Source organism: Flavobacterium sp. N1994 (assembly GCF_025947145.1).
Taxonomy (GTDB): domain Bacteria; phylum Bacteroidota; class Bacteroidia; order Flavobacteriales; family Flavobacteriaceae; genus Flavobacterium.
In genome coordinates this window covers 3,223,026-3,236,367 of the sequence record NZ_CP109999.1, presented here as the reverse complement: position 1 = coordinate 3,236,367, position 13,342 = coordinate 3,223,026, and the positions used below count along the sequence as shown (strand labels likewise).

10 protein-coding genes are annotated in these 13,342 nt (G+C 39.1%); 8 read left to right on the top strand and 2 right to left on the bottom strand.

Translation table 11 applies throughout. The features are described 5' to 3' along the window. Window positions 1-330 precede the first annotated feature (330 nt). From OLM53_RS14365 to OLM53_RS14350, 4 genes are all read left to right on the top strand, one after another. Entirely contained in the window at window positions 331-1,104 is a 774-nt protein-coding gene (locus OLM53_RS14365; RefSeq protein ID WP_264520917.1) for a M15 family metallopeptidase, read from the top strand. Window positions 1,105-1,222: 118 nt separating this feature from the next. Beyond that, entirely contained in the window at window positions 1,223-1,870 is a 648-nt protein-coding gene (locus OLM53_RS14360; protein WP_264520916.1) for a hypothetical protein, read from the top strand. Window positions 1,871-1,918: 48 nt separating this feature from the next. Next, window positions 1,919-2,293 carry a hypothetical protein gene (locus tag OLM53_RS14355; RefSeq protein ID WP_264520915.1) on the top strand — a complete coding sequence of 125 codons (375 nt, stop codon included), beginning with the start codon at window positions 1,919-1,921 and terminating at the stop codon, window positions 2,291-2,293. 464 nt (window positions 2,294-2,757) lie between these two features. Continuing rightward, complete coding sequence (locus tag OLM53_RS14350; protein WP_264520914.1) at window positions 2,758-3,513, top strand: hypothetical protein; 756 nt, start codon at window positions 2,758-2,760, stop codon at window positions 3,511-3,513. 245 nt (window positions 3,514-3,758) lie between these two features. On the opposite strand, the gene OLM53_RS14345 is transcribed toward OLM53_RS14350, so the two are convergent. Further along, window positions 3,759-9,227 (bottom strand): beta strand repeat-containing protein, encoded by a 5,469-nt coding sequence (locus OLM53_RS14345; protein WP_264520913.1) that lies wholly within the window; start codon window positions 9,225-9,227, stop codon window positions 3,759-3,761. 295 nt (window positions 9,228-9,522) lie between these two features. Between OLM53_RS14345 and OLM53_RS14340 the strand changes: the two genes are divergently transcribed. The 4 genes from OLM53_RS14340 to OLM53_RS14325 all read left to right on the top strand — a co-directional run bounded on the left by OLM53_RS14340 (window position 9,523) and on the right by OLM53_RS14325 (window position 12,114). Continuing rightward, the gene (locus tag OLM53_RS14340) at window positions 9,523-9,960 is read left to right on the top strand and encodes a hypothetical protein (RefSeq protein WP_264520912.1); all 438 of its coding nucleotides are present in this window, start codon (window positions 9,523-9,525) and stop codon (window positions 9,958-9,960) included. 132 nt (window positions 9,961-10,092) lie between these two features. Further along, window positions 10,093-10,530 carry a DUF1801 domain-containing protein gene (locus tag OLM53_RS14335; RefSeq protein WP_264520911.1) on the top strand — a complete coding sequence of 146 codons (438 nt, stop codon included), beginning with the start codon at window positions 10,093-10,095 and terminating at the stop codon, window positions 10,528-10,530. 203 nt (window positions 10,531-10,733) lie between these two features. Continuing rightward, window positions 10,734-10,925: a cold-shock protein gene (locus tag OLM53_RS14330; RefSeq protein ID WP_264520910.1), complete on the top strand. Its 192-nt coding sequence runs from the start codon at window positions 10,734-10,736 to the stop codon at window positions 10,923-10,925. 541 nt (window positions 10,926-11,466) lie between these two features. After that, entirely contained in the window at window positions 11,467-12,114 is a 648-nt protein-coding gene (locus tag OLM53_RS14325; RefSeq protein WP_264520909.1) for a hypothetical protein, read from the top strand. A gap of 652 nt (window positions 12,115-12,766) precedes the next feature. On the opposite strand, the gene OLM53_RS14320 is transcribed toward OLM53_RS14325, so the two are convergent. Next, window positions 12,767-13,312: a YceI family protein gene (locus OLM53_RS14320; RefSeq protein ID WP_264520908.1), complete on the bottom strand. Its 546-nt coding sequence runs from the start codon at window positions 13,310-13,312 to the stop codon at window positions 12,767-12,769. Window positions 13,313-13,342 lie beyond the last annotated feature (30 nt).

Genomic DNA, 13,342 nt, shown 5'->3' with positions numbered 1-13,342 from the left:
GTGATCTGTCGGGTTTGTTTTTTTACAACTATCCTGCTAAGAGCCTAACCACCCCGTCATACACTACGTTATGCCACCCCTCCTTCCAAAGGAGGGGAGCTTTACGCCCTTCATTTTTTTGCACTTAAGTCATAAAAACAGCAATAGAGTTCCCCTCCTTTTGAAATTTGATATTAAGAGGAGACCCGAGACCATAGGTCGAACTGTATGGAGTGATAACGGAATAAATGTCCAGTGGACATTCGGTTTTAACAGTGGCATAACGCAGTGTATGACGGGGTGGTTTCCTTTTAAGAATCAGAACAATTATAACTTTTAATAAATAGTATTATGAAACTATTAGAATTAGGCAGCCGTGGGGCTGCTGTAAAAAAATGGCAATATTTCCTTATCGGACAGGGATTTTATCTTGGTAGTGCCAATGGTATTTTTGATACCACTACGGAATATGCTACACGGCTGTTTCAAAAAAAGCAGGGTTTGGTGGCGGATGGTGTGGTGGGGAATTTAACAGTTGGCGTGGCGGTATTAGAAGGCTTTGAGGTTGTTGCTGAGAAGCGTAACGATACTACAGGAGTTGATTTTCCACCGAAACCTAGTTTTCCTCCTTTAGTATCTAATGCGCAACGGGAAGCGCTTTTTGGGAAAATAGGGGTTAAAGCTAGTCCCTTGCCTAACAATCCAGAACATTTTGACATTACGAATGATTGGCTTAGGGACAATATTGTTAAAGTGGAAATCCCCCAACTTATTCCTTTGAAAGGGAATGCTACGGTGTATTTTCACAAAAAGGGGGCGCGACAGTTACAGCAACTTTGGAAGGATTGGGAAAAAGCGAGACTGCTCTCTCTAATACTGACTTGGAATGGTGCCTTTAACCCAAGGTTTGTACGCGGCAGTAGGACCGTTTTGAGTAATCATGCCTTTGGAACGGCGTTTGACATTAATTATCCTTGGAATACACTAGGGAGTGTTCCTGCACTAGTAGGTCAAAAAGGGAGTGTTCGCTTGTTAGTCGCGATAGCCCATAAGCATGGTTTTTATTGGGGTGGTCATTTTACGCGCAAGGATGGGATGCATTTTGAGATAGCTAAAATTTGGTAACCGTTTAGTACATTAAAAATCTCATTTGTAGCGATTGTTTATTTGTGAGATTTTTGTTAGATTTGAAATAGATACTCTTTTAAGAATAAAGGGGTAACGTCAAACCTAAGGCATACCAATGAGACAAATCGTAAAATTCTGGAAGTGGTTTCAAGACAATGAGGAGGGGGTTAAAAATGCGATACTCCTCGGAATTAATACTGACGTAATAGAAGAAATGTACAACAGGTTTAAAACCATTTCCGTACGAATAGGGTTTAAAATTATGATTTCTCCAGAAACAGGAAAAGGCACCTTCATTATCTCAGGAGGGGGCTATCCTAAACTGTTTCCTAAAATAAATGCTATAGTAGCACAGGCGCCCCCTTTGGAGTATTTTGTTCCTGAGGCTTTTATCAAACCCATTGAAGACAGAACCCCCTATCTTAAAGGAGAAGATGATCCATATCCTTTTGATGACTATGAAATCAAAATCAGCGAAATCTACCTCTCCATAGCCGATTACAATATCGCTACCAAACAACTTAGAATTAAACTCCATGTTCCTGACTTCATCAGCCCCGAAGAGTATGAGGAGGCAGGCGAAGACATGTATACGTTGCTAGTGGATGTCCTAGGGGAAATAGCATATAAAAAACACATCAAGTCCTTTGAAATTTGTCCATTACCCGAAGACACCCGAGGTCTTTTTGAACTGATAACGCTTCAAGATCATATTGATTATTTGTATAAAGTGAATAGTAGAGGGAAAACACGACTTATTTAATGCTACTTTTGGAGACTCCCACTGGTATTATATCTTAAAAAATCCATCATGAAAAAACATCCCCTCCTATTTCCCCTAGTTGTTTTACTCTTCTGTACTGCGTTTACTACTTCCAAAAAAGGTAGCACTACTACTTGTGATATTGTCAACTTTTATAAAGCGGTGGAACCAGAGGACCGGGATACTAAAGTACTAACTCCCTCGGGCGACTTAGAAGCGGTGGACCTTATTTTAGTGCCTACGAAACCTGAAATAAGGACTTATAAAGTGATGCTAAGTCGGAAAGGGTCGAATTTGTATAAAGTAGACCAAGCCAATTTGTATATAGAAACGAACTACTGTGTCGAGTTTCCTAGTGATAAGGAGGTGACTTTGATTGTTAAAAGTAGTTATGGGGTTAGTAAGGGGAGTATGGAGTTGTGAGGAAAGAGGAAAGAAGAAAGAAGCAAGAGGAAAGAGCGAGACGTGAAGCTTTGCTTGACTGTATGGAGCTGAATTAATTACGAATTGGGTTGTAGGTTATGAATTATGTTGAATGTTGAATGTTGAATTGTGACACGAGAATTTTGATCGACTGTATGGAGCTGAATTAATTACGAATTGGGTTGTGAATTATATTGAATGTTGAATGTTGAATTGTGACACGAGAACTTTGTTCGACTGTATGGAGCTGAATTAATTACGAATTGGGTTGTGGGTTGTGAATTATGTTGAATGTTGAATGTTGAATTGTGACACGAGAATTTTGTTCGACTGTATGGAGCTGAATTAATTACTAATTACTAATTCCTGTTGTAGGTTAAAGAAATATATTTATGGGATGTGATCTATCGTTACTGAGTCGGCATACTTTGGACCTTTCTAGTCTGGAGGGCTTGGCTATGGATTTGGCTGAGCGGTTGGATATCAATATAGAATATGGCTATCATGCTATGGCGGAGTATAGTGACTTGTTGGAAGAAGCACTAGAGGAAGATTTCATACTCCTGGGCAAGATTAAAAAAGAAGGTTCCTGCTGGCACTTCCGACTTATTGATGAGCAGTATCAGCAAAAAGCGTTGTATGCTAAATTTGGAGATACCCTTTTTGAAAAAGAGGCATATTGGTATTGGGAAAGAGTGTTAGATGACGCTACTATCAAGGCTGAAAAAGAAAGTATTTTTGACCCTAATTTTGAACTAACGGCTATCATAGCCCTTGACAGCAACAGTAGTTTAAGTATTTATAAAGAGGTGATTAGTAGTGATTTGTTTTACTATAGCAGATGGTGGTCTTTTACGGATATCATGCAAGGGAACAACTATCTTTACGATGAACAAGACTTGCGAAAGTTCCGCCAATCGGTAAGGAACAGCACGCTGGCTCTTGGGGGTGATAAAGTGTATTACGTTAATGACCAATGCCCTCATTTGAAAGGCGTTGGCCAAGGAGACGAAAGCGAGTACACCTGGAAAGCGCTAGAACGTTATATACATTCTAGAAAAACATTGGAAGTGTTGTCCATCTCTGCTATTCTGACCGATAAGAACTATCAAAGAGAGGTGAAAACTAAAAACCAAAGGAATTTAGCCTTTTACGATGACTTTGAAGATTTAGATGGGAAAGACGCGCTGTTTCCTTTTTGGCAATTAAAAAAACCGTAAAGGAAGACTTGGTTTTACCATATTTACGTTTGAAAGGAAGTATTGTAGATTGGATGTGAAGAGAGAAGAAAGAAGAAAGAAGCAAGAAGAAAGAAGCAAGAAGAATGAGGAAAGAGGAAAAAAGCGATACGAGGGGATGGTTTGACTGTATGGAACGCAGCGGAATAAATTATAAATTTTAAGGAATAAAAAAACCACCTAAATCAAATGATAAAGATGGTTTTTACTTAGATTACTCCTTTATACTAGTCTATTAGTGTTTTCTTTGTGAAAACATAGTGGTCGTCTAACGTTACTTTTACCAAAAGAATTTGTGGTGCCACGTTTAATGAATTGGTTTGAAATACATTAGTGTTTAGGTTATTCTTAGTCAACACTACTTTGCCTAAAATATCAAATACTTCTACTTTGGTAATGGCTAGTGCTGGCGAAATTACTTCAAGCCCCTGATTTTCGGATATGATTTTAATATCCTTATCGGTTATTGTTGGCGTTGTTATACCCAATGCTTGCGCAGTAAATTGCAATTCAAAACGATTGTTAAAAGTACCACTAGTCGTTACAAAAGTATAAGGTCCGGTTTTTAAATTGTTTACTGTATTGGTTGTTTTATCTAACAAATAGATATTTTGACTAGTGAATACCCCATCAAAATCATCTAAATGAATACTCAATTCTCCGTTTATTGTAGTAGTGTACCCAATAGGGATACTATCTGTTGCTGAAAACGGTAGACTCTTTCCTTGTATGGCTAAATTATCTGCTCCGTTCATGGTATACATAGAAACCGAGTTCCCAACAGCGAACGTTTTACCATCAAATAACGAATCATAATCATTGGTGGCCCCTTCCACATAACCTACTAACATTTGGTTATAGGCTCCTAATGCACTTCTTAAGGAAAGCCAAACGCGATGTCTTTCTAATCCTTCTGAAATAGAGTTCGTCGTAGTGGATGCTGTACCATTTTTGAAAAACTGGGTATTATTCCCTGCCAAACGCATCGCATTATTAAAAGTAGCCGAGTAGGTTCCGTTGGCCAAACTTGTTTTAGCTTCGATAAAGAAACCTTGTCCTGCAGCTATTTTTCCCATTGGTCTTGATCCTCCGCTTGGAGCCGGAAGTGTCCCTACTCCTCCGGTATAGTTATATTTGGCATAATCATTGGCCGTATAGACATTGTTGGTAATAGCAGTATTGTGCGTCCATAAATACAACGTTCCGTTAGTAACTGCTGTGTTCGCTGTTATAAATAAATCAGCATCAATAGCGGATGGATAAGGGTTACCTATCAAATTATAAGTGCCTGTGCTTTTAACAATGGGAGTAGTAATCACTCCATTATTAGGAACACCTGTAAAACTTGTTTCTACAATTTGTGTCGGGCTATAGGTTAAGCCGCTTGGTGCTCTCCCTATATAACCAACACCTTGTGCCATGGTTGTTGCTCCAGTCTGGTAAACCCAATTATTAATCGTTGGGCTAAAATTATAAAATAATGAATTGGTGGCTAATTGGCTTAATGGAGCTGATGCTACCGGTGAAGACCAATAGGTATAATCATATTGTTTTAGAGGTGTTGTTTCTCTTTCGTAAGTTATCGTTCCACTGTTAACCGCCGCATCGTTTGTTTGAACTAAACTAGCCTTATCATTAAATCTTAAAGTTCCTCCAGAGTTAACTGTTACAGAGTTTAAAACCGTTAAGGTATGTCCTGAATTGATATTTACAGTAACCCCCGAATTAACTTGACAAGAACAACCTATCAAATCTGAAGAGGAGTTATAATTAGCAGCAAAAACAATTTTTTCAGTACTTGTTGGAGCTAATCCTGTTGACCATGATCCGTTCCATGTATTAGTGGGTTGTCCATTCACCGTTGCACTCGCAGAGGCTAATGAGGTACAAGTACCTACTGTAGCTTTTACTGTATAAGTTCCTGCAGGAGCGGTGATTACTGAACCAGCGATTGTTACCCCTGTTGCTGGCGTTACCGCATAGGTATAGGAAGCATTGTAATTTGTTATGGAAAAGCTACCCGTTGCTACAGCACATGTTGGTTGTGTTACAGCACCTAAGGTTGGCTGCACTGGAGTAGCTGGCTGTGCATTCACTGTTGTGCTGGCAGAGGCTACTGATGTACAAGTACCTAATGTAGCCGTTACTGTATAAGTTCCAGCCGGTGCTGTTATCGTTGCCCCAGAAATACTTACTCCTGTTGATGGCGATACTGCATAGGTATAAGAGGCGTTATAATTTGTTATTGAAAAACTACCTGTTGCTACTGAACATGTTGGTTGTGTTACAGCTCCTAAGGTGGGTTGAACCGGAGTAGCTGGTTGTGTATTTACCGTTGCACTCGCAGAGGCTACTGAGGTACAAGTACCTACTGTAGCTTTTACTGTATAAGTTCCTGCAGGAGCGGTGATCAATGAACCTGAGATTGTTACCCCTGTTGCTGGCGTTACCGCATAGGTATAGGAAGCATTGTAATTTGTTATGGAAAAGCTACCCGTTGCTACAGCACATGTTGGTTGTGTTACAGCACCTAAGGTTGGCTGCACTGGAGTAGCTGATTGTGCATTCACTGTTGTGCTGGCAGAGGCTACTGATGTACAAGTACCTAATGTAGCCGTTACAGTATAAGTTCCAGCCGGTGCCGTTATCGTTGCCCCAGAAATACTTACTCCTGTTGATGGCGATACTGCATAGGTATAAGAGGCGTTATAATTTGTTATTGAAAAACTACCCGTTGCTACTGAGCATGTTGGTTGTGTTACAGCTCCTAAGGTGGGTTGAACCGGAGTAGCTGGTTGTGTATTTACCGTTGCACTCGCAGAGGCTACTGAGGTACAAGTACCTGATGTAGCTTTTACTGTATAAGTTCCAGCTGGAGCGGTGATTACTGAACCAGCGATTGTTACGCCTGTTGCTGGCGTTACGGCATAGGTATAGGAAGCATCATAATTTGCTATGGAAAAACTACCTGTTGCTACAGCACATGTTGGTTGTGTTACAGTTCCTAAGGTTGGCTGCACTGGCATAGCAGTTACGCCTACCGTATAGGTTGCTGTTGCTATTTGTGGAGCACACGTATTATTACTCGTAACGGTCATTGTTAACTTTACCGTAGTACCAATATCACCAATTGCTGGAGTATAAGTTGGAGTAAGCGTTGTTGCATTTGATAGCGTTCCTGTACCATTATGCGTCCATAGTATCGTTCCGTTAGTTGCGGTAGCCCCACTTACCGTAGCAGTACTAGTAGAACATATGGCTTGACTACCACCTGCTGCAGCCGTTGGCAATCCTTGTACTGTTACCACGGTAGCCGATGAACTATTACTTTGACAGCCACTGGCATTGGTGATCTGCACGGTATAACTTCCGGCAGTAGTCACAAAAATACTTGGTGTGGTTTCACCAGTTGACCACAAATAAGTGGTACCGGCACTAGAAGTTAAGGTAGCCCCATCTGTCTGACAGAAAGGAATGCTATCTACCGTAGATATGGTTGGTGTGGTTGGAGAAGATGCGGTCGTTACATTGCCACTCGTCACGTTTGCACTGGTACCACAACCATTAACTGCTCTAATTCTGTATTTATATTGTGTTGCACTAGTTACTCCTGTTATAGTATAGGTCAATGCCGTAACTCCAGAAGCCGTTCCTAAAATAGTAGCAAAATTGGATGCCGCAGTCGACCATTCAATGGTATAGCTATTGGTTGTACCTGTTCCAGCAGCCCAATTGACCGTAAATTGGGTACAGGTAATTCCGGTTACAGCATTTAATGTAGGGATACCTGGTGCCGCTCCAGAAGTAGTAATAGTACCACTCGTAACATTGGCACTAGAACCACAACCATTAACCGCCCGAATTCTGTATTTATACTGTACGCCATTAGTTAATCCTGTTATGGTATAGGTTAATGCCGCAACTCCAGAAGCCGTTCCTAAAATAGTAGCAAAATTGGATGCTGCAGTAGACCATTCAATAGTATAGCTATTGGTTGTTCCTGTTCCTGCTGCCCAATTAATCGTAAATTGGGTACAAGTATTATTTGTTACAGCATTTAACGTAGGAATACCTGGTGCCGCTCCAGAAGTAGTAATACTACCACTCGTAACATTGGCACTGGAACCACAACCATTAACCGCCCGAATTCTATATTTATACTGTACTCCATTGGTTAATCCTGTTATAGTATAGGTCAATGCTGTAATACCAGTAGCCGTTCCTAAAATAGTAGCAAAATTTGACGCTGCCGTTGACCATTCAATTGTATAGCTATTGGTTGTTCCCGTTCCAGCAGTCCAATTGATAGTAAATTGAGAACAGGTATTATTTGTTACTGCATTTAAAGTGGGTGCACCAGGAGCTAAAGTTGTAGCATACGTTATGGTTCCAGAATTTGTACTAATACAAGTTCCGTTAAAAACCCTTACTCTATAATAGTAAGTTACCCCTGCTGTTAAACCGGTAATATTGCTTGTTACTACGTTACCAACATTTAACGCATTGTATCCGGGAACAAAACTAGTAAAACCACTATCGGTAGCCACATCCAATTCATAATAAGAAGCCCCTGATATAGCACTCCAGTTAGCCGTAATTTGAGTACAAGTAGCGCCAGATCCAGCCAAAGCAGTTGGAGCACTTAGTGAAGAATTCACCGTAACTGTAGTAAGGTTATTGGTAATAATATCAGAGTAACAACTTTGCGAAGTGATGCGAGTAATTTTAACCGTTCTAGTACCAACAGTTGTAAATCCGTTTGCTATAAACGTTCCGGTTCCTGCTGTAGTAACGTTCATTACTGCTGCTGTTTGTGGCACTCCCTGAATTTCGTAATCAACAGCGTACAAACCAATCGGTAAACCAATAGCCGTTGCGTTAAGCGTTATGATAGAAGAATTTCCGGCACATACATTCACAGAGGCTGCTACAGTGCTGGTTAAGCTGAAAGCAGCGCAATTGTAAGTAATTTTAATTTGACCATCTCCACCATCTCCACCTAAATAATAGAATCCAAAAAACCCAAAATCACCATTATCGCCACCGCCGCCACCGCCGCCTGGATTTGCCCCTGTCAAGCCATCGTTTCCAACATTTATAAGTAACCCTAAGAAATTAAAGATATAACCAACCCCTCCATTACCTCCTGCGGCACCATTTGTTACTGCATTGGCACCAGTGCCATTAGTGGCAGAATTACCATTTGAGGCACTACCGGCACTACCTGCACCGCCACCGCCACTGTTAGATAGTATTCCATTAGCCCCTTTTCCACCATTAAAGGTTGTTCCGGTTCCGCCGGCACCACCCACTCCTGAGTTTGAATTTCCTTGCATTCCACCAAATCCTCCATTGGCAGCAACAGTAGAGAAAGTAGTTGCTCCTCCATTTGCTCCATTTGCTGTTGTACCAGTTCCTCCTGCTCCAATAGTATAGTTTATACTTGAACCCGATACTACCGCAACAGTATTTTTAGAATAGCCTCCGCCTCCACCACCACCGCCAGAGGCAGTAGCATTTCCGGCAGTTCCACCTCCAGAACCACCAGCTCCCCAGCACTCTACTGTTAGTGAGGTAACTCCGGCCGGAACTGTAAAAGAGGATGTTCCTGGTGAAGTTAGAGTCACCGTTGTTTGGGAATAAAAACATACTGGCAAAAACAGTACTAGTACTAAAATAACATATATCTTTTTCATGGTAACATTTACATTCTATTGGTCGAATTTTATTTTTCAAAATTAACTCCGCCCCTGTAAACTGAGAAAGTTTATCGTTATTTAGCCAATAAAATCTATGAATGGCAACTACTAAGGAGATCATCTATTTTTTTTACCATTCAACTACACCTTTGTTATAGAAAATCATTATGAATCATATTTAGTAACACCACTTAAACCATAGTTTTCTTGAGTTGTGGATAAATAAATACTAATTACTAATTTCTAATTTCTAATTTAGCTTACGATTTGATAGTATATAAATTATAATAGAATGAGTGTCATTAAAGAAATCTACGATGTAGCTAAAGACAGTGCTGTGCTGGCTACTAAAGCTTCAGCTTTGAAGCGGGCTTTAAAAGCCGAGTTGAAACTGAATCAAAAACTACTGGCGGACATTGGGAAGTCGGCTATCATAGACCGGGAGCGTAGGTTACAAATCATTGCAATGCTAGAGGTGGGCGAACTCACTGCTGCGGTAAAATATGAAATGCCCTATACTACCATTTCTAGAAAAAAAGTAACAGCGGAACTTGCCGAAAAGCATAAGATTAAAAGAATCGTAGATTTTGATTTAGAAACCTTGATTGAGGCATTGTATCTGATGATCTCCTACTTGAAAAAAGACTGTCAAAACACGAAGATTGATTTGAACTTGAGGTTGATTAATATTACTAAGTATACTACTGTGTTGTTGGAGGTGTTGAGTTGAAGGTAAGAAGAAAGAAGCAAGAAGTAAGAAGCAAGAAGTGCTACACGAGAGCGTAGCTTTACTTTATAGAGCGAAATGAATCACTAATTACTAATTTGGCTATTAAATTAGAGCATATACTAATACCATATTATGGCAAAAAATAAGACTATTGCAACGGAGGTGGATGTGTTAGCTTTTATCGATTCTTATGTCGGTGAGGAACAAAAGAAAGCGGATAGTTATCAACTCATTGCGCTGATGCGGGATTGGACAGGATTTGAGCCGAAAATGTGGGGGCCTAGCATTATTGGGTTTGGTAGCTATCATTATCACTATGCTAGCGGACACGAGGGCGATATGCCTTTGCTAGCCTTCTCCCCTCGTAAAGCGGCCTTTTCGCTCTATGTCTACTCTCCCACCGAAGCATCAAAACCTTTATTGGAGGACTTGGGAAAGTTTAAAATGGGGAAATCCTGTATCTATGTAAAAAAGTTATCCGATATCCATATTCCAGTGTTGGAGAAAATGGGCAAAGCCACTATTGCGTATCTGAATGAAAATAAGGAGTGTGGTTGTAGGGAGTTGTGAGTTATAAGTTGTGGATTGTAGGTTAAAAAATTACTAATCGCTAATTACTAGTTACTAGTTACTAGTCCTTAATCACTATCCTTTTTGAAAAAATTTTAATCAAAAAGCTAATATTTTAAAATATTTTTAAATAAAATAAGAAAAAGATGCGTTTTTATTAAAAACAAACTATCTTTGCGCTTTAATACTATATATTTATTTTTATGATTGAAGGAACAATTAAATTTTTCAATGAAGCTAAAGGCTTCGGATTTATTACGCCAAATGCAGGTGGTCAAGATGTATTTGTTCATGTTACTGGCTTAAATGGTCAAGTACGTGAGAACGACAAAGTGTCTTACACTGTAGAAGAAGGTCAAAAAGGACCACACGCTGTTAATGTAAACGTTATCTAAGATATATTTTACCGATACCAAGGAAAGCCAGTCTAATAGACTGGCTTTTTTTATGGGTGTTGGGTTTAGAAAAATTACGAAGTTGGAAGTGCGGAATGCAAATTGCGAGACAGGAGCTTAGCTCGACTGTATGGAGTGCGACGGAATAAATTTACGTATGGATTTAAAATAGAACTTTTGTGCTTCTTTGGTACCACCTCGTTATAGATTGCATCGGTGCCACTCCTTTTTAATTAAAAAATGAATGTATTACTCTAAAAAAGACAATACATTTATTAACATAAAACTATTCCTCCAATCCTTTTTTTATGTTATATATCTTTCCGTATACCATAATTGGTCAAAATACTTAGCTAAATCCGTAATTTATTCCTTGTATTTAATTGTGATGAAAATGGATTTATACTAATGACTAGTTTGGAATAATTTCATTTTAAATATATATTTACAAACCAATTTTTACACAAATGCTGATTTTGAAATGATTATGTTTTTAGACTCGAATTTTGTCAACCCTTTTTTAGTTTAGATTCCTTTAATCATGAATAAATTATTATTACTATTATTATTATTTTCAATAAATATATTTTCTCAAAAATTTGTTTACGACAAAGTTTCAATTGAAACTAGTTTTGGGTATAATATTCCAATGATGAATCAATCTTCAGATGGAAGTGGTCAATTTGCTTCCTTTTCTCATATTAATATGGGGGGTCGCTATATGTTTAATCAAAAGTGGGGTGCAAAAAGTGATTTTAGTTTTGATACCTTTAATGCTGGAGATAAAGGCAGTGATCATTATAGATTAAATTTAGAAGCCTATTACAATGTAGGCGATTTTTTTGATTTGAATAGCATTTCTAATCAGAGTATTGCATTATATTCTCATTTGGGTGGTGGTATTACTTATAATAACACCCATAATAAGGAAATTCAAATCGGGTACATCCCCGGTTGGGAACGACAAATCAATGTAACTTTTGGATTATCTCCGAGATTTAGGCTAAACGATGACATTTCTCTTTTATTGGATTGGACTAATATCGTTGCCATGAGACAACATTTTTATTACAGTGGAGAGCCAGTATTAACTGCAGGAACAAACGGTACAATGGGATTTCATATGACTTTTAGCTTAGGTATTTCTTTTTCAATAGGAGAGTTTGATGATCACGCAGATTTTTATTAATATAAACGTCAATTTTTCTAAAGATAGCTGCGATAGATGGTATTTACAATCTGAAACCATGAATAAAGTTTTCAATAAATCCAACAAAACTATAACTAAAACGTTTTGCATTGCGTCATAGTTTCTAGCCAAACTGAAAAAAATCTTCCGATAGAGTAACAATTCCTCTTTCACTAGATTTGAAACGCTACTCTTACCATCAAATTTAAAAAGAAGGAAAACTTTTTTTGTTTACTTTTATTAAAAAAAGACACTATGAAATTTGGTTTCCGAATTCCTTCAATTACTAAAAGAATAGCGGCGCGCACTTCTCCGGCACGGTTTGTTAGGCATAACCTGGGTTTGAAAGCTCCACGAGGGATGGGATGGGTTACTAATCCGAAACGGTTTATGTATAATAAAGTGTATAACAAAACGTCTCGGGGGTGTTTGGTGAGTTTGGTGGTTTTGGTGGGGGTTCCCCTTGGGGCGTTGTTGTGGGTGTTATTCTAGACACTCCCCTAACCCCTGTCTAGAGGGTAATTTTAAGAGCTTTGTTTTTAATAGCTATGGATTCCCGCCTGCGCGGGAAAGACATAAAAATCTCAGTGACATGCTTTAGTATTACCACTTCCTAAAAAAGTCTAAAAGAGGTCGTTGTCATTGGGAATTTCTACTCTGGAATTACTTGTTGCTTTATGAATTGCATTTCTGCTATTAGCGATACTTCCTCGCCTACTAGCATTCCTCCTGCCTCTAGAGTTGTATTCCACTCTAATCCAAAATCTTTTCTGTTAATTTTTCCGGTTACCGATAGCCCTGCTTTTAGTTGCATCCAAGGATCAAGGATGGGCGGACTGTACTCTGCCGCTAAGGTGATGCTTTTCGTGTGCCCTTTTATGGTTAAATCTCCTGTTATGGTGTATCCTCCTTCTTTGAGTTGGATGATGTTAGTAGCCACAAAAGTCAGTGTTGGATATTCTGCTACGTCAAAGAAATCGCCCCCTTTGAGGTGTCCATCCCGCTCTTCATTGTTAGTGTCTATCGAAAGGGTCTCGGCCGAAAAACGAATCTTGGAAGTTTCAAAGGTATCGTCTTCATTTTCTATAGTTGCTTCGACGCTGTTGAACTTACCCGATACATTGGTAATCATTAGGTGTTTTATTTTAAAGCCTATTTCGGAATGTGTGGGGTCTAGGACCCAAAGTGATGTTGCCATGGTGATTGTGAATGGTGAATGGTGAAACGA

Coding starts and splice junctions, on each gene's coding strand:
- OLM53_RS14355 (WP_264520915.1), top strand. CDS start 1,919: ATGAAAAAACATCCCCTCCTATTTCCCCTAGTTGTTTTACTCTTCTGT.
- OLM53_RS14345 (WP_264520913.1), bottom strand. CDS start 9,227: ATGAAAAAGATATATGTTATTTTAGTACTAGTACTGTTTTTGCCAGTA.
- OLM53_RS14325 (WP_264520909.1), top strand. CDS start 11,467: ATGAATAAATTATTATTACTATTATTATTATTTTCAATAAATATATTT.
- OLM53_RS14320 (WP_264520908.1), bottom strand. CDS start 13,312: ATGGCAACATCACTTTGGGTCCTAGACCCCACACATTCCGAAATAGGC.
- OLM53_RS14360 (WP_264520916.1), top strand. CDS start 1,223: ATGAGACAAATCGTAAAATTCTGGAAGTGGTTTCAAGACAATGAGGAG.
- OLM53_RS14365 (WP_264520917.1), top strand. CDS start 331: ATGAAACTATTAGAATTAGGCAGCCGTGGGGCTGCTGTAAAAAAATGG.
- OLM53_RS14340 (WP_264520912.1), top strand. CDS start 9,523: ATGAGTGTCATTAAAGAAATCTACGATGTAGCTAAAGACAGTGCTGTG.
- OLM53_RS14335 (WP_264520911.1), top strand. CDS start 10,093: ATGGCAAAAAATAAGACTATTGCAACGGAGGTGGATGTGTTAGCTTTT.
- OLM53_RS14330 (WP_264520910.1), top strand. CDS start 10,734: ATGATTGAAGGAACAATTAAATTTTTCAATGAAGCTAAAGGCTTCGGA.